Consider the following 21,873-nt stretch of genomic DNA (forward strand, 5'->3'; position numbering starts at 1 on the left):
CGGGGGTTGCGGAGATGCGGTGGTATGTGATGTGGTGCCGCCCGATTCCAGCATCCGATTTCGGGAGGCCGTGCGGTGCCGTTCATGGTGGATCTGAGCAGCGGGAACGTCGAAAGGGAAGATCGGACGGCGGAGAAGGGGCACTACGGCGGGACCGTGCTCGGGTTGCGGTTGCTCAGTGAGCGGACGGCGCCTGGGCTTGATCCGTACGATCCGCGCGCGCTGCTGTACGTCGCGGCCGGGATGCTCGGTGGGACGCACGCGCCCGGGCTGGCCAAGGCGGTGTTCCTGGCCAAGTCGCCGCTGACCGGGGTGGCGGGGGAGGCGCACGCGCTGGGGCCGTTCGCGGCCGGGATGCGGGCCGCCGGGGCCAGGGCTCTCGCGGTGACGGGGCGGGCCGAGCGGTTGTCGTACCTGCTGATCCAGGACGGCGAGGTGAGCGTGCGTGAGTGCGGTGAGCTGAGCGGGCTGGGGGTGGCGGCCGCCACCGACGCGCTGCGGGAGCGGCACGGCGAGGATGCGCACGTGGCCGCGATCGGGCCGGCGGGTGAGAATCTCGTCCGGTACGCCAGTGTCGTCACCGACCACGCCTTCGCCGCCGGGCGTCACGGGCTGGGTGCGGTGTTCGGGGCCAAGAATCTGAAGGCCGTCGTCTGCGTGGGGTCGGGTGCGCCGGCCGAGGTGGCCGATCCTGGGACCGTCGCGGCGCTCGGTGCCCACTACCGGGGGGCGCTCGCCACCAATCCGCTCGCCGCGCTGCAGGCCGGGGTGCCGGGGTTCGCCGGGTGGGTCGGGAACACGCTCGCCCCCGGGTACGCCTCCGTCCGCAACTTCTCCGCGCCCGGGCCGCCTGGGCTGCGGGTCCCGGTCGAGGGGGACTATGACGGGCGGGCGGTGGCCACGACCGGCGCCTGTCCCGGCTGCCCTAACGACTGCCTCAAGGTGTACGGCGGGCGGACCGGTGGGCTGGGGCAGGAGGCGTTCCTGTCGCTGGGGTGGAATCTCGGCATCGACGACCTCGGCGCCGTGCTCGCCGCCAACGCCCGCTGCAACGACCTCGGCCTCGACCAGGTCTCGCTCGGCGGCACGCTGGCCTTCGCGATGGAGTGCGCGGGGCACGGGCTGCTGCCTGGCGGGCCGGCGTTCGGGGACGCGGCGGCGCTGCCGGAGCTCATCGAGGACGTCGCCGGCCGGTCGGGGCCCCTCGGCGACCTGCTGGCGGAGGGGTCGGCCAGGGCGGCGCGGCGGCTGGGGTCCGAGGCGCGGACGTACGCGATGACGGCCAAGGGCGCCGAGCTGCCGTGCTTCGATCCGCGCCCGCAGCCCGGCATCGGCCTCGGGTACGCCCTCGCGCCCGGCGGCCCCCGCTACGACGCCCTGGAGCACGATCTCGACTTCGACCCGGTCGCCGGGCTCGGCTACAGCTTCCCCGAGGCCGCCAGGGTCGGCGCCGCCCCCGCGCCGGCCGGTGAGCTGAACGAGGAGCGCGGCCGGCGCAGCGCCCGCCTGCTGCGCCTGTGGAGCGGCCTGGACGCGCTCAACCTGTGCGTCTTCGCCTCCACCCCGACCCGCCCGCTCACCATCGACCGCCTGACCACGCTGGTGACGGCCGTGCTCGGGGAGCCGTTCACGCTGGACGACCTGCTGGCCGCCGGTCAGGCCCGCCTGGACGGGATGCGCGCCTACGCCCTGCGCGAGGCCGCGGCATCCGACGACTTCCCCGACCTGCTGAGCGAGGAGCTGCCGGCCCGCCTGCACGACGAGCCGATCACGACCGGCCCCCACGAGGGAGCGGTGCTGGACAGGGAGGCGTTCGCACGGGCACGCCGGGCCTTCCACGAGGAGCTGGGCTGGGCGGACGCCTCCTGACCGCTGCGCCTGCCGCCCGCGCGGTTCGTTTCACATGTCTGATCAATCGGGGAAATATCCCGATAAAAACGATTGAACTGCCCCTTGTTCCGTTTGCTGGCTCCTTGTTAGGGTCTGGTCAAACGTTTGACTCGGCAGAGGGAGACGGATGCCTGTCACCATCGACCTGACCGGCCGTACCGCGCTCGTCACCGGCGGCGCGGGCGGTCTCGGGTTCGCCTGCGCCCGTGCCCTGGCCGACGCGGGAGCCGACGTCGTGCTCTCCGACCTCGAAAGCCCGCGCCTGAGCGCGGCGGCGGCGGAGCTGGGCGCGGCGGCGCGGCCGGCCGACCTCACCGACCGCGCCCAGGCCACGGCCCTGGTGGAGGGGTTCGACCGGATCGACGTGCTGGTGAACTGCGCCGGCATCATGCGCACCACGCCGCTGCTCGACATCGACCCCGGCGAGTGGCTGCGCATCGTGGACGTCAACCTCAACGCCACGTTCTGGCTGACGCAGGCGGCCGGGCGGCGGATGGCCGGGCAGGGCGCCGGCTCGATCGTGACGCTGGCCTCGGTGGCCGCCCGATCGGGCCGGCCGAACGCGGCCCACTACTCGGCGAGCAAGACGGCGCTGCTGTCGCTGACCAGGTCGGCGGCCGAGGCCCTCGCCCCCGTACGGGTGAACGCGGTCTGCCCCGGCGTCTTCCTCACCCCGATGTGGGAGGAGATCATCAGCGACCGCGACCGCCGCTTCGGCCCAGGGGCCGGGGAGGGCTACCTGAAGGAGGTCGGCGAGCGCTCGCCGCTCAAGCGGGTGGGGCGGCCAGAGGAGGTGGCGGCGGCGGTGTTGTTCCTGGCCAGCGACCTGGCGTCGTTCGTGACCGGCCAGGCGCTCAACGTCGACGGCGGACTGGAGATGAACTGACTTTGACCCCCCGGAGGACCCCGCAGGCGGCTCCCCAGACGACCCCTCAGACGACCTCCCAAACGATCTCCCAAACGACACGGCAGACGACACGGCAGACGACGCGGCAGACGTTCAAGCTGCTGCCCGAGCTGTTCGGCGACCCCGCGATGGCCGAGATCCTCTCCGCCGAGCGCACGGTACTGGCCTGGCTGCGCACGGAGGCGGCGCTGGCCACGGCGCAGGCGGAGACCGGCGTGATCACGCGCCAGGACGCGGCGGCCATCGCCGCGGCCTGCGTGCCCGCCACCGTGGACCTGCCGCGCCTGTGGTCGGAGGCGGTGAACGTGGGCTACCCGATCCTCCCCCTCGTCAGGATGATCGCGGCGGCGCTGCCCGAAGGCCCGGACGGGCGTGTGCACTACGGCGCGACCACCCAGGACATCATGGACACCGGCCTGGCCCTGCAGCTCGGCGAGGCGCTCGACCGGCTGGCCGAGCTGCTGCGCGGGTTCGGCGACGCGGTGGCGCGGCTGGTGGACGAGCACGCGGGCACGGTCATCGCGGCCCGTACGCACGCGCAGCAGGCGGTGCCGACGACGTTCGGGGCGAAGATGGCGGTGCTGCTGGCGGAGGTGACGCGGCAGCGCGAGCGGGTGGCCGCGACCGGGCGGCAGGTGCGGGTGGTGTCGCTGTTCGGCGCGGGCGGCACCTCGGCGGCCATGGGCGAGCGCTCGTCGGACGTCCGCGCGGTCATGGCGCGCGAGCTGGGCCTGCGGACGACCGAGGTGCCGTGGCACGTGGCGAGGGACGGCGTGGCGGAGTTCGGCGTGACGTGCGCGTCGCTGGCGGCGACGGCGGCCCGCTTCGCCCGGGAGGTCGTGGACCTGTCGAGGACCGAGGTGGGCGAGGTGCGCGAGGCGGGCGGCCACCACAGGGGCGCCTCCTCGACGATGCCGCAGAAGGCGAACCCGATCGGCTGCGAGGCCGTGATCGGCATGTCCGGCACGGCGGGCGCGCTCAGCTCCGGCCTGTTCCGCGCGATGGAGGCGGGGCACGAGCGGGCGGCCGGCGAGTGGCAGGTGGAGTGGTACGTGGTGCCGCTGCTGGCCGAGCTGGCCGCGGGCGCGCTGGCCACGGCCGCCGACGTGGCGGCGGGCCTGCGGGTCTATCCGGAGGCGATGCGCGCCAACCTGGACGCGGAGGGCGGCCTGATCATGGCGGAGGCGTACATGATGCGCCTGGCGCCGGCGCTGGGCAGGGAGCGCGCGCACGACCTGGTCTACCGGGCGGCGCAGGAGGCGCGCGAGCAGGGCCTGGCGCTGGCCGACGCGCTGCGCGGGACGGCGGGGCCCGGCGACCTGGAGAGCCTGGGCCCGCTGCCCATCCCGCCCGAGTCCTACGTCGGCGACGCCGGGGCGATCTGCGCCGCGGCGCTCAAGACCTGGAGGAGCGGGCATGAGTGAGCGGCGGCTGGCGGATCTGCTGGCCATGTGGCGGATCCGCGCGTTCGAGGAGAAGGTGCGCGACCTGCGGGTGCAGGGCCCGATCGTCGGGTCGGTGCACCTGTGCGTCGGGCAGGAGGCGATCCCGGTCGGGGCGTGCGGCGAGCTGGAGGAGCAGGACGCGCTGTTCGCGACCTACCGGGGGCACGGCTGGGCGCTGGCGCGCGGGGTCCCGGCGGAGCCGCTGTTCGCGGAGCTGATGGGCCGGGCGAGCGGGGTCAACGGGGGGCGCGGCGGTTCGGCGTACTTCACGGCCGCCGAGTACGGCTTCCACGGCGAGAACTCGATCGTCGGCGCGGGCGCGCCGCTGGCCTGCGGGGCGGCGCTGGCGGGCCGGCACGACGGCTCCGGCCGGGCCGCGGTGAGCGTGTTCGGCGACGGCGCGATGAACCAGGGCGCGGTGCACGAGGCGATGAACTTCGCCGCGGCCTTCAAGCTGCCGGTGGTGTTCGTGTGCGAGAACAACCGCTACTCGGAGCTGACGCCGATCGCCGGCATGGTGGGCAACGCGCGGCTGGCCGACCGCGCCGCCGCGTACGGGATGCCGGGCCACCGCGTGGACGGCAACGACGCGGAGGCGGTGCGCTTCCACGTGCGCGACGCGCTGGAGGTGGCCCGCGAGGGCGGCGGGCCGACGCTGCTGGAGTGCATGACCGAGCGGCTGGTGGGCCACTACATCGGCGACGCCGAGACCTACCGGCAGCCGGGCGAGCTGGACCGGATCAGGCGCAGGGAGCCGATCGCGCGGCTGCGCGCGGGCCTGCTGGCCGACGGCGTGCCTGAGCGGGAGATCGACGCGGTGGAGCGGCGGGCCCGCGAGGAGACGGAGGCCGCGGCGGCGGCCGCGCTGGCGGCGCCGCCCGCCGACCCGGCGACGGCGAGGGAGCACCTTTATGCGTGAGCTGACCTACGGCGAGGCCGTGAACGCGGCCCTGCACCGGGTGATGGAGGAGCTGCCGCAGACGCTGGTCTACGGCGAGGACGTGGCCGTGCCGGGCGGCGTGTTCGGGGTGACGCGGGGGCTGCGCGGGAAGTACGGCGAGCGGGTCTTCGACACCCCGATCAGCGAGTCGGCGATCCTCGGCAGCGCGGTGGGGGCGGCGATGTTCGGCCGCCGCCCGATCGTGGAGATCATGTGGGCCGACTTCTCGCTGGTCGCGCTGGACCAGATCGTCAACCAGGCGGCCAACGTGCGGTACGTCTCGGGCGGCCGGCTGACGGCGCCGCTGACGATCCGCACCCAGCAGGGCAACGCGCCCGGCGCGTGCGCGCAGCACTCGCAGTCGCTGGAGGCGCTGTTCCTGCACGTGCCGGGGCTGCGGGTATGCCTGCCCAGCACGCCGCAGGACGCGTACGACCTGCTGGTGACGGCGGTGCACGGCGACGACCCGGTCCTGGTGATCGAGAACCGCACGCTGTACTCCGGCGCCAAGCAGCCGGTCGAGACCGACGGCCCGGTCAAGCCGATGGGCGGGGCGCGCACCCGCCGCGACGGCTCGGACGTGACGATCGTGACCTGGGGGGCGATGACGCACCGGGTGCTGGAGGCGGCCGAGCGGCTGGCCGGCGAGGGTGTCGAGGCGCAGGTGCTGGAGACGCCGTGGCTCAACCCGTTCGACGTCGGCGCGGTGCTCGGCGGCGTCCGGCGGACGGGCCGGCTCGCGGTCGTCCACGAGGCGAACGTCACCGGCGGCTTCGGCGCCGAGGTCGTCGCCCGGGTCACGGAGGCGGGGGCGCCGCTGCTCGCGCCGCCGATCAGGATCGGCACGCCGGACGTGCGCATGCCGGCCGCGCCGGTGCTGGCCGAGTCGCTGGTGCCGGACGCCGCGCGGATCGCCGCGAGCGTACGGGAGCTGGTGAAGGGATGAGAGGCGTCTGGCATTTCTCGTTCACGGTGGCCGATCTCGACAGGTCCGTGGCCTTCTACCGCGACCTGCTCGGCTTCACGCTGGTGCACGCGCAGGAGCAGGACAACGCCTACACCCGGCGGCTGGTCGGCCATCCCGACGCGGTGCTGCGGGTGGCCCAGCTCGCCGTGCCGGGGCAGCCGCGCGGCGTCTCCACGCACGACCTGGAGCTGGTCGAGTACGTACGCCCGCGCGGTGCAGCCCGCGACCCGGCCCGCCACCTGCCCGGCGCCGCCCACCTGGCGCTCGCCGTCGAGGACGCGCGGGCCGAGCACGCCCGGCTGTCGGCGGCCGGGGTCCGCTTCGTCAACCCGCCCGCCGAGATCACCGCAGGGGTCAACAAGGGCGGTTACGCCTGTTACTTCCTGGACCCGGACGAGATCACCCTGGAGCTCGTCCAACCTCCTGCTACCTTGTGACGCTCAAACGATTGATCACGGGAAGGGGAGCTGGATGACCGTCATCGACGCCCACCAGCACTTCTGGAACCTGGAGACGGGTTCGTACCCCTGGCTGACGCCGGAGTCGGGGCCGATCTTCCGTACGTTCGAGCCGCCCGAGCTGCTGCCCCAGCTCGCCGAGGCGGGCGTCGACCGCACGGTGCTGGTGCAGGCGATGGACTCCTACGCCGACACCGACGCGATGCTGGCGCAGGCGGACGCGTACGACGTGATCGGCGCGGTCGTCGGCTGGGTGCCGCTGGCCCGGCCCGATGAGGCGGCCGAGGCGTTGGAGCGGTACCGGCGGCATGCGAAGTTCGCCGGGATCAGGCACCTCATCCACGACGAGCCCGACCCCGACTGGGTGCTCCAGGAGCCCGTGATCGAGGGGCTGCGGCTGCTGGCGGCGGCCGGGCTGCCGTTCGACGTGGTGGCGGTGCTGCCCCGGCATCTGGAGCACGTGCCGGTGCTGGCCGAGCGGGTGCCGGGGCTGCGCATGGTGATCGACCATCTGGCCAAGCCGCCGATCAAGGACAAGGGGTGGGAGCCGTGGGCGTCGCTGCTGGCGCGGGCCGCGCAGTGCCCTGACGTGTACGCGAAGGTGTCGGGGCTGAACACCGCGGCCGACGCCGGGACGTGGACCGGCGAGGACCTGCGGCCGTACGTCGAGCACGCGATCGAGCTGTTCGGCCCCGAGCGGCTGATGTTCGGCAGCGACTGGCCGGTGGCCACGCTGGCCGGCGACTACGCCAAGGTGTGGCGGGAGACGCTGGTCGCGCTGTCTGGCCTGGACGAGGCCGGCCGCGCGCAGCTGCTCGGCGGCACCGCCGCCCGCTGCTACGGGATGGAGGAGCGGTGATCGACGTGTTCGCGCCCATCGCGGCCGCCGCCGACCTCGCGATCCCGGCCGAGCACCGCCGGCCGGTCGCGATCGTGGGCGCCGGGGCCATCGTGGACGTGGCCCACCTGCCCGCCTACCGGCAGGCCGGGCTGGAGGTGGCCGGTCTGTTCGACCTCGACGCGGGCCGCGCCGCCGAGGTGGCCGCCCGGCACGGCGTGCCGCGCGTGTACGGGACGCTGGAGGAGCTGCTGGCCGACGGGCGGGCCGAGGTCGTGGACATCGCGGTCGCGCCGGGCGCGCAACCGGGCATCGCACGGCAGGCACTGGCGGCCGGGAAACACCTGCTCTGCCAGAAGCCGTTCGCGCCGGACGTGGCCGCCGGCCAGGAGCTGGTGGACCTCGCCGCGGCGGCCGGCCGCAAGATCGCGGTCAACCAGCAGCTCCGCTTCGACGAGGGCATCGCGGCCGCCCGCGCGATGGTGCGGCAGGGCTGGATCGGCGAGCCGACGGCGATGACCTTCACCGTCGACATCTTCACCGACTGGAGCGCGTGGGACTGGCTGGTCACCACCGACCGGCTGGAGATCGTCTACCACTCGATCCACTACCTCGACGCGATCAGGTCCGTCCTGGGCGACCCCGAGCTGGTCTTCTGCACCGGCAGCCGGACGCCGGGCCAGGTCGCCAAGGGCGAGACGCGCACGATGAGCACGCTGGTCTACCCCGGCGAGGTGCGGGCGCTGGTGCACGCCACCCACGAGAACCGCACCGGCGACGGCGAGGCGGCCTTCCGCATCGACGGCACCGAGGGCGCCATCAGGGGCACGCTCGGCCTGCTGTACGACTATCCGCACGGCCGCCCCGACACCCTGGAGGTGAGCAGCCGGGCGCTGCCGACGGACGGGTGGCTGCCGTACCCGGTGACCCGCCGCTGGCTGCCCGACGCGGTGGCCGGGCCGATGGGGTCGCTGCTGCGGGCGGTCGCCGAGGGCGGCGAGCCGGAGACGTCCGGCGCCGACAACCTCGGCACGCTGCGCCTGCTCGACGCGCTCTACCGGTCGATGGACAGCGGCCGGAGCGTACGCCCTGGATCACCGGCATGAAGCGCGCCCGCGTGACGCTCGCCGACGTCGCCGCGATGGCGCGGGTCGACAGGGCCGTCGTCTCGCGCGTCGTCAACAAGGACCCGACGCTCAACATCCGGCAGGAGACGCGCGAGCGGGTGCTGGCCGCGATCGAGGAGCTGGGCTACCGGCCGAACGTGGCGGCGCGCAGCCTGCGCACGTCGCGGGCGCACATGTTCGGGCTGTTCATCCCCGACTTCGCCAACCCCGTCTACGCCGAGATCATCAAGGGCGCCGAGTCGGAGGCCGCCGCGCAGGGCTACGTGCTGGTCACCGGCAGCGCCATGGGGGCCGGCCTCGGCGAGTACATGGACCGCATCGGGCAGGGCCGCATCGACGGGCTGCTGCTGGCCGGCACGGGGGAGGACGCGGACCTGGCCGCGCAGCTCGACCAGGCGGCGATCCCGTGGCTGATGCTCAACAACCGCGGCCAGGGGGTCAGGCGCTACGTCATCCTCGACGACCAGCGGGCCGCCGCGCTAGCCGTCGAGCACCTGGTACGCCTGGGCCACCGCCGCATCGCGCACCTCGCGGGACCGTCGCGCGCCGACACGGCCGCGCGCAGGTCGGCCGGCTACTCGGCGGCGATGCGCGACGCCGGCCTGACCGAGGGGCCGATCACGGCGGCCGACTACACGCCGGCGGGCGGGGCCGCGGCGATGGCCAGGCTGCTGGCCGAGGCGCCCGAGGGCGAGCGGCCGACGGCGGTGTTCGTGGCGAACGTGGCCTCCGCCATCGGAGCGATGGAGGGCGTGCGGGCGGCCGGGCTGGAGATCCCGCGCGACGTCTCCATCGTCGCGGTGCACGACCTCGACCTGGCCAGCTATCTCAACCCGGCGCTCACCACCGTGCGGATGCCGCTGGCCGAGCTGGGCCGGCGCGGGGTGACGCTGCTGGGCGGCCTGGACCCGGACGCGACGGTCGCCGAAGTGCTGACCGGCCCCATCGAGCTCATCCACCGGCGCTCCACCGCTCCCCCGACCGGCTGACTCCCCTGCCCTCGGGACCCGCGCCCTGCCTCCCACACTGCGCGGAAAGCGCGGAAGCGCGGGCTTGTGCCGGTCATGGCGGTGGCCGGCCGGACGCGAACGTCCGGCCGGTCGGTGTGACGCGGCGCGGCTTCCGGCGGCGCTGATGCCAGAGCTTTTGTTAGCGCTAACATCACGGGTCGAAAGTGGCCTGAACCTATGGACGTCAAGACGCTCCGTCAAGCCACAAGCTCGGCATGTCCGGAATCTTGGCAGGTCACCTGGCACCCGCCGATATATCCGGCGTGTAACTTTCACGCCGGACAACCGCAGGGTTGACGGTGGCGGAAAAGCGCGCCTACATTGCCTGCGACGCACCCGGCGCGGCGTCCGGCGGAGCGAAGCGGTCACCTTTCCCGATCGAAGGAGGACCCTTGCGCCGCCTGTTCCGTCCCGTCGCCGCCATCGCGGCGGCACTCACGCTCATGGGAGCCGCGTTCGCCTATCCCGGCCCCGGCCGGGTGACCGGCGACGTGGTCGTGCACGACCCCACGATGATCCGCACCTCGTCCAACTACGTGCTCTACTCCACCCATGGCTATCTGGAGGCCCGCACCTCCACCGACCGCGTCCACTTCACCAGGTCCGGCTCCGCCTTCCGCACGCCGCCGTCGTGGTGGCGGACGTACTCATCGGGCAACGATCCGTGGGCGCCCGACATCTCCCAGCAGGGCGGGAGATACCTGATGTACTACGCGGTCTCCAGCTTCGGCTCGAACAACTCGGCGATCGGCCTGGCCACCAGCTCGACCGGCCAGCCCGGCTCGTGGAGCGACCAGGGCATCGTCTACTCCACGACGACGAGCTCCGACCACAACGCCATCGACCCCAACCTGCTCGTGGACGCCTCGGGCCGGTGGTGGCTGAGCTTCGGGTCGTACTGGACGGGCATCAAGATGATCAGGCTCGAACCCTCGACCGGCAAGCGCCACTCCTCCGACCGCACGCTCCACCACCTGGCGACCCGGCCGGACGCGCCGTACGCGGTGGAGGCGCCCGACATCGTCAGGCACGGCAACCACTACTACCTGTTCGCCTCCTACGACCGGTGCTGCGCGGGCCTGAACAGCACGTACAAGATCAAGGTGGGCCGCTCCACCAGCCCCACGGGCCCGTACGTGGACCGCTCAGGCCGCTCGATGCTGAGCGGCGGCGGCACGATGGTGCTGGAGACCCATGACCAGGTCGTCGGCCCCGGCGGGCAGAGCGTCATGTCGGACGTGGACGGCGACCTGCTCGTCTACCACTACTACGACCGCAACGACAACGGGACGCCGAAACTGGGCGTGAACCTCATCGGCTGGGACTCGGCCGGCTGGCCGTACGTGTACTGAACGGGTACTGACCTGCGGCGGCGGGCGTCTCAAGGCACCCGCCGCCCCGGTGACTTTCGGGCGCCCGCAATCCTGCCCATTGACAACGCCGCAAATCGGACTTTAGGTTTGCGAAACGTTTCGACTTCTCACATCGACCGTTGGAGCGCCATGACCTCGTTGCGCGACGTGGCAGCACGCGCGCAGGTGGCCGTCAGCACCGTCTCGGCCGCGCTCAACGGCACCCGCCCCGTGGCGGCGGCCACGAAGCTGCGCATCGAGCAGGCCGCCCGCGAGCTCGGCTACCGGCCGAACCTGCTGGCCAGGGGCCTGCAGAGCAAACGCACCCGGATCCTCGCGCTGCTGTTCCCCGCGCCGATCGGCGGCTTCGGGCCGACGGAGATGCGCTTCGCCACCGGCGCCGCCGAGGCGGCCAAGGAGCTGGGCTACCACGTGCTGCTCTCGCCGGAGAGCGCGGGACCCATCGAGGAGCTGCGCCACCTGACCGGGCTCGGCCTGGTGGACGGCGTGCTGCTGATGGAGGTGCGGCTCGACGACGAGCGGCCGGCGTTCCTGACGCGGGCGGGGGTGCCGTTCGCGATGATCGGGCGGACCCGCGAGCCCGGCGGCATCGACTACGCCGACATCGACTTCGCCGCGACCGCGCGGCAGGCCGTGGCGCACGTGGCCGGGCTCGGCCACCGGGCGCTGGCCTTCGTCAACCTGCCCGCCGCCGCGTTCGCGGCCGGGTACGGCCCCGCCGTCCGCGCCTCGGACGCGCTCGCCGCCGCCGCCCGCGAGGCGGGGCTGGCGTACGTGGACGGCGGCCACGCAGGCTCGCCGGAGGAGGGCGCGCGGGCGCTGGAAGCCCTGCTCGACGCCCGCCCCGGCGTGACCGCGCTGGCCGTGATGGACGACCGCGCGGCGGCCGGGGTGCTGGCCGCCGCGGCGCGGCGCGGCCTGCGCGTCCCCGACGACCTGACCCTGCTGCTCGTGCTGTCGTCCGCGCGGGTCGCGGAGATGTTCCACCCCAGGCTGACCACGCTCGAACCGCCCAGCGCGGAGCTGGGCAGGCTGGGTGCCCGCATGCTCATCGACCGGTTGGGCGGCGGCGGGCCGCCCCGGCAGCGGCTGGTGCCCTGCCGGCTGGTGACCGGCGACAGTTCAGCACCACCACGTACGGGAGCCGCTTCGTGAAGCTCGGAATGCACACCCTCACGCAGAAGAGGGGACTGCTGTTCGGCGGGGACTACAACCCCGAGCAGTGGCCCGAGGAGGTGTGGGAACAGGACGCCGCGCTGATGCGTGCGGCCGGGGTCAACCTGGTCACGGTCGGCGTGTTCAGCTGGGCGCGGCTGGAGCCGGAGCCGGGCAAGCACGACTTCGGCTGGCTGGACCGGCTGCTCGACCTGATGGCCGGGCACGACATCGCCGTGGACCTGGCGACGCCGACGGCCTCGCCGCCCCCCTGGCTGGGCCACCGCTGGCCGGAGACGCTGCCGGTGGACGAGTCGGGCACGACGCTCTGGTACGGCGCGCGGAACCAGTTCTGTCCTTCTTCGTCCGTTTATTGGGAGCGCTCCCTCGACATCGTGACCGCCCTCGCCGACCGCTACGCCGGCCATCCGGCGCTGGCGATGTGGCACGTGGGCAACGAGTACGGCCAGTTCTGCCACTGTGACGAGTCGGCCGCCGCGTTCCGCCGCTGGCTGCGCGAGCGGCACGGCGACCTGGAGACGCTCAACGAGGCGTGGGGCACGACGTTCTGGAGCCAGGGCTACGGCGACTGGGAGGAGATCCTGCCGCCGCGCACCGCCCCGTACATCATCAATCCGGGCCAGCGGCTCGACTGGCGGCGCTTCTGCAACGACCAGATGCTCGCGCACTTCCGCGCCCAGCGGGACCTGCTGCGCGCCCGCACCCCCGAGGTGCCGGTCACCACGAACTTCATGGGCTTCTTCAAGCCGGTCGACGCCTGGGCGTGGGCCGCGGAGGAGGACGTGGTCGCCAACGACTGCTACCCCGAGCCGGGCGACCCGCTCACCCCGGCGCGCACGGCGCTCACCCACGACCTGATGCGCGGTCTGGCCGAGGGCCGGCCGTGGCTGCTGATGGAGCAGGCCACCAACGCCGTCAACTGGCGGCCGCACAACCTGCCCAAGCCGCCGGGGCAGTTCCGCCTGGAGTCGCTGCAGGCGCTCGCGCGCGGCGCGGACGGGCTGTGCTACTTCCAGTGGCGGGCCTCGCGCTTCGGCGCCGAGCGCTTCCACGCGGCGATGGTGCCGCACGCCGGTCCTGAGACGCGGCTGCACGCCGCCGTGCGCGCGCACGGTCAGGAGCTGCGCGGGCTCTCCCGGGTGGCCGGCACCGAGGTGCCGGCGCGGGTGGCGATGGTGTTCGGCTGGGACAGCTGGTGGGCGCTGGAGGATCGCGGGCGGCCCAGCGACCGGCTCAACGCCGACGAGCAGCTCCTGAACTACTACGTGCCGTTCTTCGAGCGCGGCGTCGCCGTGGACGTGGTGCCGCCGGGGGCGGACCTGGACGGCTACGCGCTGGTCGTGGTGCCGAACCTGTTCCTCGTCAGCGACGAGCAGGCGGCCTGGCTGGACGCGTACGCGCGCAGCGGCGGGGTGCTCGTGGTGGGGCCGTTCTCGGGGATCGTGGACCCGCGCTCGCACATCCGCACGGGGCGCTTCCCCGCGCCGCTGCGCGAGGTGCTGGGCGTCTCCGGCGAGGAGTGGCTGCCCGTGGGCGGGCCCGTACGGTGCCGGTGGGGCGGCGGCGAGGACGGGTTCGCCGCCGACACCTGGACCGAGCTGCTGACCGCCGAGGGCGCCGAGGTGGTGGCCGAGTTCGCCGACGGCGACCTGGCCGGGCACCCCGCGATCACCCGGCACCGGCACGGCGACGGCCTGGCCTGGTACGTCGGCACGATGCCCGAGCCGGCCGCCCTGGGCGCGCTGGCCGAGCGCGTGCTGGCCGACGCGGGCGTGGCGGGCGAACTGCCCGGCCTGCCGCCCGGCGTGGAGGCGGTGCGCCGCGGCGAGGTGCTGTTCGTGCTCAACCACGGGACGCGGGACGTACGGGTGGAGCTGCCCGGCCGCGCCGACGACCTGCTGACCGGCGCGCCCGCCGAGGGCGCGATCACGCTGGCGCCGCGCGAGGTCGCCGCCCTGGTTACTGCCTGACCTTCACCCTGAATTCGCCATTAATCACCTCAAGGAGTGACATGTCCGTCTTTCCCGACAACTTTGTGTGGGGCACCGCCACCGCCGCCTACCAGGTCGAAGGAGCCTGGAACGAGGACGGCCGCGGCCCGTCCATCTGGGACACCTTCTCCCACACGCCCGGCCTGGTGGCGGGCGGCGACACCGGAGACGTGGCCTGCGACCACTACCACCGCCTGGAGGAGGACCTCGACCTGCTGGCCGCGCTGCGCGTCGGCGCCTACCGCTTCTCCATCTCCTGGCCGCGCGTGCAGCCCGGCGGGACCGGCCCGGTCAACGCCGCCGGGCTCGACTTCTACCAGCGGCTCGTGGACGGCCTGCTGAGCAGGGGCATCGCACCGGTCGCCACCCTCTACCACTGGGACCTGCCGCAGGAGCTGGAGGACGCGGGCGGCTGGCCGCACCGCGACACCGCGGAGCGCTTCGGCGAGTACGCCAGGCTCATGGGCGAGGCGCTCGGCGACCGCGTGCACACGTGGATCACGCTGAACGAGCCGTGGTGCTCGGCCTACCTCGGCTACGCCTCCGGCGTGCACGCCCCCGCGCGTACCGAGCCGGCCGCCGCGCTGGCCGCCGTGCACCACCTCAACCTGGGCCACGGCCTGGCCGTGCAGGCGCTGCGCTCGACCGCGGCCAAGGACGCGCAGATGTCGGTGACGCTCAACCTGCACCACGTCCGCGGCGTGTCGGAGGCCGACGCCGACGCGGTGCGCCGTGCGGACGCGCTGGCCAACCGGGCCTTCCTCGGCCCGATGCTGGAGGGCGCCTACCCGGCCGACCTGCTCGCCGACACCGCCGGGGTGACCGACTGGTCGTTCGTGCGCGACGGCGACGAGGCCACCGCCTGCCAGCCGCTCGACGTGCTCGGCGTCAACTACTACAACCCCACGCTGGTACGCCACTGGGACGGCAGCGGCCCGAAGGAGACCGCCGACGGCCACCAGGACGGCGCCGCCTCGCCGTGGATCGCCTGCGAGAGCGTGGAGTTCGTCCGGCAGCCGGGCCCGTACACGGAGATGGGCTGGAACATCGACGAGACCGGCCTGACCGAGCTGCTGCTGCGCCTGCACCGCGACTACCCGGACCTGCCCACCATGATCACGGAGAACGGCGCGGCCTTCCCCGACCCGGTCTCCCCCGACGGGCGCGTCCGTGACCAGGACCGCGTCGACTACCTGCACCGCCACCTGACGGCGGTCAGCGAGGCCATCGCGCAGGGCGCGGACGTACGCGGCTACTTCGTGTGGTCGCTCATGGACAACTTCGAGTGGGCGCACGGCTACGCCAAGCGGTTCGGCATCGTCCGGGTGGACCGCGAGACGATGGAGCGCACCTGGAAGGACAGCGCCCACTGGTACCGCGACGTGGTCACCTCCGGCAAGCTGCCGGTCGGCTGACGTCCAAGGGGTGTCAGGGTTTGCGTGCCACGCCGCCGACGAAGGTGTGGTACGTGATCCCCGGCGCCGCCTGGTGGTCGCCGGTCTCCGGGCGCCACTCGGGCAGCGGCACCAGGCCGGGCTCCAGCAGCTCCAGCCCGTCGAAGTAGGCGAGGATCTCCTCCCTGGTGCGCCAGCGGCCGGTGCCGAGGTTGTCGTTGAAGATCTTCTCGGCGCTCCTCGCCTGCTCCGACACCTCGGGCAGCGCCGCGCCCGGGTTGTGGAAGTGGGAGATCACCACGTGGCTGCCGGGGGCGAGCCTGCTGATGTAGCGGGCGGCGACGTCTCCGGGGTTCTCCTCGTCGTTGAGGTGGTGGAGGATGCCGAAGAGCAGCAGCCCGACCGGCTCGGAGAAGTCGATGAGGGCCTGCGTCCTCGGGTCGTCCATCACCTTCTCCGGCTCGCGGGCGTCGGCGTCCACGATCGTGGTGGTCTCGTCCACGGCCAGCAGGGCGCGGCCGTGGGCGAGCACGATGGGGTCGTGGTCGACGTACACGACGTGGGCCCCCGGCGTCACCGACTGGGCCACCTCGTGCACGTTGCCCTGGGTGGGCAGGCCGGAGCCGATGTCCAGGAACTGGCGGAGACCGGCCTCGGCGGCGAGGTGGCGCACGGTGCGCCGCAGGAACTCCCGGTTGGCCATCGCCGCCTGCGGCGCGTCGGGCGCGACCTTCAGCGCGGCTGCGGCCACCTGGCGGTCGATCTCGTAGTTGTCCTTGCCGCCGAGAAAGTAGTCGTAGACGCGGGCGACGCTGGGCTTGCTCGTGTCGATCCCGCTGGACGCGCTTTCCCGCTCGCTCTCGGGCACTGTCGGCTCCTCGTGGATGATCGTCAAGGGGGTATGGCGATGATCCTAAGGTGGAGCACCCGGCAAGGACCGGCAATACGGGAAATATCGGGTTTGCGGTGAATGGTCACCATTGGTCGATGTGCAGCACCTCGTCGAGCGGCTGCCGCTTCGCCCGCCCGAACGTCTCACCCGTGTAGTACGCGGTCGGGATGAGCACGCCCTGGCGCACGTCGCCCGGGATGCCGAGCAGCTCGGCGATCTCGGCCTCGTACGCCAGGTGCAGCGACGTCCACGCGGTGCCCAGGCCACGGGCGCGGGCGGCCAGCATGTAGCTCCAGGCCGCGGGCAGCAGCGAGCCCCACAGCCCCGCCTGGTTGCCCTGCGGCAGGGCCGGCACCGTCAGGCAGCCCAGCACCAGCACCGGCACCTCGCCCATGTGCTCGGCCAGGTAGGCCGCGCTGGCCGAGACCCGCTGCTGGGTGGCCGCCCTGGCCGGGTCGTCCTCGTACAGCCGACCGGCCGAGGCGCTCGACTCGTAGTAGCGGCGGAACGAGCGCCCGTAGTAGTCGCCGATGGTCTTGCGCTTGTCCTCATCGGTGACCACCACCCAGTGCCAGCCCTGCGCGTTGCTCCCGGTGGGCGCCTGGAGCGCGATGTCCAGGCACTCCTTGACCAGCTCGATCGGGACCTCGCGGGTGAGGTCGAGGCGCTTGCGGACGCTGCGGGTCGTGGTGAGCAGCTCGTCTGCTGAGATCGTCATGCGCTTCATCATGCCCATCCCGGGCACCGCGGACCCCGCCCGGCCCCGCCCGGCCCCGCCCGGCCCCGCCCGGCCCCGTGCGGCCCCGTGCGGTCAGCCGCGGCCGAGCACCGTCAAAGCCGGGAGCGCGCGGCCCGCGTAGTCGAACAGCGCCTGGTTCTCCCAGCCGTTGCCGGACGACGGGTCGGCCGGGTCCCAGCCGTTGCCGCGCACGCCGGTCCAGGTGGCCTCCCAGGTGTAGAGGCCGAGCCCGCGGCCGTTCGGGACGTTCCGCACGATCTCGGCGACCTTGGCCAGCATCGCCGACTGGCCCTGCGGCGTGGCGCGGTAGCCGGGGTACGGCTCGGCGGCCGTGATGATGTTGGGCCAGCCGTCGGCGTCGGCCGTCGTGAACGGGTAGGCGGTCTCGACGACCAGCACCGGCTTGGCGTACCGGGTGGCGACGTCGTTGATGTTGGCCCGGAAGGCGTCCAGCGTGCCGTGCCAGTAGGCGTAGTACGACAGCCCGATCACGTCGTAGCGGATGCCGTGCGCGTTGGCGTTGTCGAACCACCAGCGGTAGAGGCCGTTGTCGCCGCCGTCGGCCAGGTGCAGCACGACCTTCGTGCTCCCCGAGACGGCCTTGACGGCGTCGTAGCCGGCGTTCAGCAGGGCGGCGGTGTTCGGCCAGGTGGAGTTGGAGCCGTCGGGCCACAGCAGGCCGCCGTTGATCTCGTTGCCGACCTGCACCAGGTCGGCCGTGGTGCCCTGGCGGCGCAGGGCGTCGAGCACGTCGTAGGTGTGGGCGTACACCGCCTGCTTGAGCTGCTCGAACGAGAGCGACTGCCAGGCGGCGGGCTTGACCTGCTTGCCGGGGTCCGCCCAGCCGTCGGAGTAATGGAAGTCGACGAGCAGGCTCATGCCGAGCGCCTTGGCGCGCCTGGCCACGGCGAGCACCTGCGTCTTGGTGTTGTAGCCGTCGGCCGGGTTCACCCAGACCTTGAGCCGGATGGAGTTGAGCCCGCCCCGCGCGAGGATGCGCAGCGCGTCGCCGGCCCGCCCGCCCGCGTCGCGGTAGACCCCGCCGAGCGCCTCCGACTTGGCCAGGCTGGAGACGTCCGCGCCCCTGATCGCCGGTCGTCCCGGACCCTTCGCGGCGTGGGCGGGCTGGGCGACGACGAGGGCGCCGAGTAACAGCAGTGCGGTGAGGATGCGTCTCATGACGGTCTCCCTAGGGGTGGGGGGTTTCCCTGTTTTCCAGGGCTTCCTGGGTTTCCTGGGTCTCTTCGACGACCGTGACCGCCCCGGCCGCGACGGTGACCGGCCCGTCGTGCCGTACGCCGTCGAACACGCTCACGCCGCTCACCCCCTCGACCGTCACGGGCCGGTCGCCGTGGTTGATCAGGAACAGGTGGCGGCCCCTGAGCACGCGTTCGAGCGTGTCGGGCAGGCCGCGCGGCCGGGTCACCCCGGCGTGGTCGAGCACCTGGCCGAGCAGGCTGGGCAGGCCGGTGACGGGGGCCGTCGCGAGGTACCAGGCGGTGCCGGCGCCGAGGTCGTGACGGGTGAAGGCGGGGCGGCCCGCGTCGGGCCCCGCGCCGAAGCGCCGCACGGCCCTGGCCCCCGCCAGGCGCACCCGCTCCGACCAGACGCGCGCGTCCTCCTCGGCGAGGCCGTCGATGAGAGTGACCGTCTCGTGTTCGCGCAGCGGGTGGAACTCCTCGATCGACAGGCCGAGCAGCTCGCGCAGCGCGCCGGGATGGGCGCCGGGGTGGATGGTGTCGTGCTCGTCCACGATGCCGGAGAAGTACGACACGAGCAGGTTCCCGCCGGACTCCACGTACCGGTGGAGGTTCTTGGCGGAGGCCTCGGCCAGCAGGTACGAGCTGGGCGCCACCACCACCCGATATCTCGAAATATCGGCGGAAGGGTGGACGAAGTCCACCGTGACGTGCTCCCGCCACAACGCCTCGTAGAAGGCGTCCATCCGCTCCCTGAAGCCCAGGTCGACCGACGGCCGCCAGTCCAGCTCCAGCGCCCAGTACGACTCCCAGTCCCACACCAGCGCCACCTCGGCCCGCACCCGGCTGCCCCGCACCCCGGCCAGCCGCCGCAGGTCGGCGCCCAGGCGCACCACCTCGCGCCACTGCTCGGAGTCGGTCCCGGCGTGCGGCACCATCCCGGAGTGGAACTTCTCGGCCCCGAACCGCGAGGCCCTGAACTGGAAGAACAGCACGCTGTCGGAGCCGCGCGCGACGTGCGCGAGGCTGTTGCGGCGCATCTCGCCGGGCCGCTTGGCGAGGTTGCGCGGCTGCCAGTTGACCGCGCCCGCCGAGTGCTCCATGAGCATCCACGGCTCACCGCCCGCCACCGAGCGGGCGAGGTCGGCCGACATGGCGAGGTCGATGTGGTTGTCGGGCCGCTCGGCCTGCAGATAGTGGTCGTTGGCGACGACGTCGAGCTCGCGGGCCCACTGCCACAGGTCGGTGGACTTGCAGTTGACGGTTCCGGCGAAGTTCGTGGTGACCGGCAGGTGCGGGGTCAGCTCGCGCAGGATGTCGCGCTGCAACGCGTAGTGCGCGCGGTGCTCGCCGTCGCTGAAGCGGGCGTAGTCGAGGCGCTGGGCCGGGTTGACCGCCGTGTGGTTGGCGCGCGGCGCGTCGATCTGCGACCAGTCGGTGTAGGTCTGGCCCCAGAACGTGGCGCCCCAGGCGTCGTTGAGCGTGGCGAGGTCGCGGTAGGTGTGCCGCAGCCACTCCCGCCAGGCGGCCACGCTGTGCGCGCAGTAGCACTCGCCGAGCGGGGCGCCGTACTCGTTGTGCACGTGCCACATGACCACGGCCGGGTGGTCGCGGTAGTGCTCGCCCAGCGCGCGCACCAGCCGGGCGGTGGCCGCGCGGAAGGCGGGGGCGCTGGAGCAGGCGCTCTGCCGCCCGCCGAACCCGATCCGCACGCCCTCCCTGCTCACCGGCAGCACGTCGGGGTGGCGGGCGACGAACCAGGCGGGCGGCGCGGCGGTCGGGGTGGCCAGATCGACCGCCACACCGGCCGCGTGCAGCCGGTCGATGATCTCGTCGAGCCAGCCGAACGTGAAGCGCCCCTCCTCGGGCTCCATCAGCGCCCACGAGAACATGCCCAGGCTGACCAAGGTGACCCCGGCCTCGCGCATGAGCGCCACGTCCTCCTCCAGCACCTCGCGCGGCCACTGCTCCGGGCTGTAGTCGCCGCCAAAGGCGATCCCGGCTGGACGCTCCGGATACATCCGTCCCCCTGCAGACTTTTGTGTGAACGTGCACAGTAAAGCCGACGCGCCCCGGGGAAGAACAGTCACCCCCGGGCCCAATTTTTCCAGGCGCGCAACGAGAACGTAACAACCTCTTGACGCTCATTTCCGGGCTGTTCCACTCTGTGCACGTTCACAGAACCTTCTGGAGGTACGCATGCGCGCCCACCGCCTTGGAGCAGCACTGGCCGTCGCACTCACGGCCACCCTCGCGAGCTGCGCGTCCGGCGAGCCCGCCGAAGCGCCCGAGGCGGCGCAGAGCCAGGCGACCGCCGCCCAGGGACCCGTCAAGCTCACGTACTGGACCTGGGCCCCCAACATGGACAAGATCGTCGAGGTCTGGAACGCCGCCAACCCGGACATCCAGGTGACGGTCAGCAAGCAGGCGGGCGGCGACGACGCCGCGGCCAAGTTCCTCACGGCGGCCAAGGCCGGCAACCCGCCGGACGTGGTGCAGGCCGAGTACCAGCACCTGCCGTCGTTCATCGCCGCCGACGCGGTGGCCGACCTCAAGGCGGAGACCGCGTCGGTCAAGGGCGAGTTCACCGACGGGCTGTGGGGCCTGGTGACGCTCGGCACCGACGCGGTCTACGGCATCCCGCAGGACAGCGGCCCGATGATGCTCTTCTACCGCAAGGACCTCTTCGACGAGTACGGCATCGGGGTTCCCGAGACCTGGCAGGAGTACGGCGAGGCGGCCCGCACGGTCAGGAAGAAGGATCCCAAGGCGTACCTCGGCACGTTCTCCAGCAACGATCCGGGAGCGTTCACAGGTCTGGCGCAGCAGGCGGGCGCGCAGTGGTGGTCGATCAGCGGCGAGTCATGGAAGGTGAACATCGCCGACGAGGCCACCACCAAGGTCGCCGACTACTGGGGCGGCCTGGTGAAGGAGGGCGTCATCGACGACATGCCGTACTTCACCCCCGAATGGAACAAGGCGCTCAACGACGGCAAGCTGCTCACCTGGCCGTCGGCCGTGTGGGCGCCGGGCGTGCTGTCCAGCAACGCGCCCAAGGGCAAGGGCAAGTGGGCCGTCGCGCCGCTGCCGCAGTGGAACGCCGGCGAGAGCTTCAGCGGCTTCTGGGGCGGCTCGTCCACCGCCGTGGCCGCCAAGTCGCCGAACAAGGCGGCCGCCGCCCGCTTCGCCACCTGGCTCAACACCGACCCCAAGGCCATCGACCTGCTGGTCAAGGAGGCCGCCATCTACCCGGCCGCCACCAAGGCCCAGTCGGCGCTCGGTGCCGCTCCCGGCTACTTCTCCAACCAGCCCGACTTCTGGCGGCAGGCCGCCGCCGTCTCCGCCGGGGCGCGCGGGTTCACCTTCGGGCCGAACGTGGGCGTGGCGTACAACGCGTTCAGGGACGGCTTCGGCAAGGCGCTGCAGAACGGCACCCCGTTCGCCGACGCCGTACGCGGCATGCAGGAGGCCACGGTCGCCGACATGCGCAAGGCCGGATTCCAGCTCGCGTCATGACTCGCCCTTCC

General features: G+C 72.9%; 18 protein-coding genes. 14 read left to right on the forward strand and 4 right to left on the reverse strand.

Annotated features, from left to right (window positions below; all coding sequences use genetic code 11):
• The first annotated feature begins 84 nt into the window (after positions 1 to 84).
• From AB0K18_RS07620 to AB0K18_RS07680, 13 genes are all read left to right on the forward strand, one after another.
• Positions 85 to 1,869, forward strand: coding sequence for an aldehyde ferredoxin oxidoreductase C-terminal domain-containing protein (locus AB0K18_RS07620; protein WP_364911285.1), 1,785 nt, complete (start codon positions 85 to 87; stop codon positions 1,867 to 1,869).
• Positions 1,870 to 2,017: 148 nt separating this feature from the next.
• Complete coding sequence (locus AB0K18_RS07625; RefSeq protein WP_364911288.1) at positions 2,018 to 2,776, forward strand: SDR family NAD(P)-dependent oxidoreductase; 759 nt, start codon at positions 2,018 to 2,020, stop codon at positions 2,774 to 2,776.
• 2 nt (positions 2,777 to 2,778) lie between these two features.
• Positions 2,779 to 4,221: an adenylosuccinate lyase family protein gene (locus tag AB0K18_RS07630; RefSeq protein ID WP_364911290.1), complete on the forward strand. Its 1,443-nt coding sequence runs from the start codon at positions 2,779 to 2,781 to the stop codon at positions 4,219 to 4,221.
• A complete protein-coding gene (locus tag AB0K18_RS07635) occupies positions 4,214 to 5,161 on the forward strand; it encodes a thiamine pyrophosphate-dependent dehydrogenase E1 component subunit alpha (protein WP_364911291.1) in 948 nt (315 codons plus the stop codon). The genes AB0K18_RS07630 and AB0K18_RS07635 overlap by 8 nt, the downstream gene beginning before the upstream one ends.
• A complete protein-coding gene (locus AB0K18_RS07640) occupies positions 5,154 to 6,128 on the forward strand; it encodes a transketolase C-terminal domain-containing protein (protein WP_364911294.1) in 975 nt (324 codons plus the stop codon). The genes AB0K18_RS07635 and AB0K18_RS07640 overlap by 8 nt, the downstream gene beginning before the upstream one ends.
• Entirely contained in the window at positions 6,125 to 6,586 is a 462-nt protein-coding gene (locus tag AB0K18_RS07645; RefSeq protein WP_364911297.1) for a VOC family protein, read from the forward strand. The genes AB0K18_RS07640 and AB0K18_RS07645 overlap by 4 nt, the downstream gene beginning before the upstream one ends.
• Positions 6,587 to 6,620: 34 nt before the next feature.
• Positions 6,621 to 7,466, forward strand: coding sequence for an amidohydrolase family protein (locus AB0K18_RS07650; RefSeq protein WP_364911300.1), 846 nt, complete (start codon positions 6,621 to 6,623; stop codon positions 7,464 to 7,466).
• Positions 7,463 to 8,551: a Gfo/Idh/MocA family oxidoreductase gene (locus AB0K18_RS07655; protein ID WP_364911302.1), complete on the forward strand. Its 1,089-nt coding sequence runs from the start codon at positions 7,463 to 7,465 to the stop codon at positions 8,549 to 8,551. Before AB0K18_RS07650 ends, AB0K18_RS07655 begins: the two co-directional genes overlap by 4 nt.
• A complete protein-coding gene (locus AB0K18_RS07660) occupies positions 8,548 to 9,561 on the forward strand; it encodes a LacI family DNA-binding transcriptional regulator (RefSeq protein ID WP_364911305.1) in 1,014 nt (337 codons plus the stop codon). Before AB0K18_RS07655 ends, AB0K18_RS07660 begins: the two co-directional genes overlap by 4 nt.
• A 413-nt stretch (positions 9,562 to 9,974) precedes the next feature.
• Entirely contained in the window at positions 9,975 to 10,934 is a 960-nt protein-coding gene (locus tag AB0K18_RS07665; protein WP_364911308.1) for an arabinan endo-1,5-alpha-L-arabinosidase, read from the forward strand.
• 150 nt (positions 10,935 to 11,084) lie between these two features.
• A complete protein-coding gene (locus AB0K18_RS07670) occupies positions 11,085 to 12,110 on the forward strand; it encodes a LacI family DNA-binding transcriptional regulator (RefSeq protein WP_364911310.1) in 1,026 nt (341 codons plus the stop codon).
• Complete coding sequence (locus AB0K18_RS07675; protein ID WP_364911313.1) at positions 12,107 to 14,101, forward strand: beta-galactosidase; 1,995 nt, start codon at positions 12,107 to 12,109, stop codon at positions 14,099 to 14,101. The genes AB0K18_RS07670 and AB0K18_RS07675 overlap by 4 nt, the downstream gene beginning before the upstream one ends.
• 41 nt (positions 14,102 to 14,142) lie before the next feature.
• A complete protein-coding gene (locus AB0K18_RS07680) occupies positions 14,143 to 15,537 on the forward strand; it encodes a GH1 family beta-glucosidase (protein WP_364911316.1) in 1,395 nt (464 codons plus the stop codon).
• 13 nt (positions 15,538 to 15,550) lie between these two features.
• On the opposite strand, the gene AB0K18_RS07685 is transcribed toward AB0K18_RS07680, so the two are convergent.
• From AB0K18_RS07685 to AB0K18_RS07700, 4 genes are all read right to left on the reverse strand, one after another.
• A complete protein-coding gene (locus tag AB0K18_RS07685; RefSeq protein ID WP_364911319.1) occupies positions 15,551 to 16,411 on the reverse strand; it encodes an SAM-dependent methyltransferase in 861 nt (286 codons plus the stop codon).
• Positions 16,412 to 16,490: 79 nt separating this feature from the next.
• Positions 16,491 to 17,126: a nitroreductase family protein gene (locus tag AB0K18_RS07690; protein ID WP_364911322.1), complete on the reverse strand. Its 636-nt coding sequence runs from the start codon at positions 17,124 to 17,126 to the stop codon at positions 16,491 to 16,493.
• A 93-nt stretch (positions 17,127 to 17,219) separates the two neighbouring features.
• The gene (locus AB0K18_RS07695; RefSeq protein WP_364911325.1) at positions 17,220 to 18,326 is read right to left on the reverse strand and encodes an arabinogalactan endo-1,4-beta-galactosidase; all 1,107 of its coding nucleotides are present in this window, start codon (positions 18,324 to 18,326) and stop codon (positions 17,220 to 17,222) included.
• Between the two features lie 10 nt (positions 18,327 to 18,336).
• Positions 18,337 to 20,367 (reverse strand): beta-galactosidase, encoded by a 2,031-nt coding sequence (locus tag AB0K18_RS07700; RefSeq protein WP_364911327.1) that lies wholly within the window; start codon positions 20,365 to 20,367, stop codon positions 18,337 to 18,339.
• Between the two features lie 178 nt (positions 20,368 to 20,545).
• On the opposite strand from AB0K18_RS07700, the gene AB0K18_RS07705 reads away from it, so the two are divergent.
• The gene (locus tag AB0K18_RS07705) at positions 20,546 to 21,862 is read left to right on the forward strand and encodes a sugar ABC transporter substrate-binding protein (protein ID WP_364911330.1); all 1,317 of its coding nucleotides are present in this window, start codon (positions 20,546 to 20,548) and stop codon (positions 21,860 to 21,862) included.
• The last annotated feature ends 11 nt before the right edge of the window (positions 21,863 to 21,873 follow it).

It is taken from the genome of Nonomuraea sp. NPDC049421 (assembly GCF_040677005.1).
Taxonomy (GTDB): Bacteria; Actinomycetota; Actinomycetes; order Streptosporangiales; family Streptosporangiaceae; genus Nonomuraea; species Nonomuraea salmonea.

Coding starts and splice junctions, on each gene's coding strand:
- AB0K18_RS07670 (WP_364911310.1), top strand. CDS start 11,085: ATGACCTCGTTGCGCGACGTGGCAGCACGCGCGCAGGTGGCCGTCAGC.
- AB0K18_RS07680 (WP_364911316.1), top strand. CDS start 14,143: ATGTCCGTCTTTCCCGACAACTTTGTGTGGGGCACCGCCACCGCCGCC.
- AB0K18_RS07620 (WP_364911285.1), top strand. CDS start 85: ATGGTGGATCTGAGCAGCGGGAACGTCGAAAGGGAAGATCGGACGGCG.
- AB0K18_RS07705 (WP_364911330.1), top strand. CDS start 20,546: ATGCGCGCCCACCGCCTTGGAGCAGCACTGGCCGTCGCACTCACGGCC.
- AB0K18_RS07695 (WP_364911325.1), bottom strand. CDS start 18,326: ATGAGACGCATCCTCACCGCACTGCTGTTACTCGGCGCCCTCGTCGTC.
- AB0K18_RS07635 (WP_364911291.1), top strand. CDS start 4,214: ATGAGTGAGCGGCGGCTGGCGGATCTGCTGGCCATGTGGCGGATCCGC.
- AB0K18_RS07690 (WP_364911322.1), bottom strand. CDS start 17,126: ATGACGATCTCAGCAGACGAGCTGCTCACCACGACCCGCAGCGTCCGC.
- AB0K18_RS07625 (WP_364911288.1), top strand. CDS start 2,018: ATGCCTGTCACCATCGACCTGACCGGCCGTACCGCGCTCGTCACCGGC.
- AB0K18_RS07700 (WP_364911327.1), bottom strand. CDS start 20,367: ATGTATCCGGAGCGTCCAGCCGGGATCGCCTTTGGCGGCGACTACAGC.
- AB0K18_RS07640 (WP_364911294.1), top strand. CDS start 5,154: ATGCGTGAGCTGACCTACGGCGAGGCCGTGAACGCGGCCCTGCACCGG.
- AB0K18_RS07645 (WP_364911297.1), top strand. CDS start 6,125: ATGAGAGGCGTCTGGCATTTCTCGTTCACGGTGGCCGATCTCGACAGG.
- AB0K18_RS07660 (WP_364911305.1), top strand. CDS start 8,548: ATGAAGCGCGCCCGCGTGACGCTCGCCGACGTCGCCGCGATGGCGCGG.
- AB0K18_RS07650 (WP_364911300.1), top strand. CDS start 6,621: ATGACCGTCATCGACGCCCACCAGCACTTCTGGAACCTGGAGACGGGT.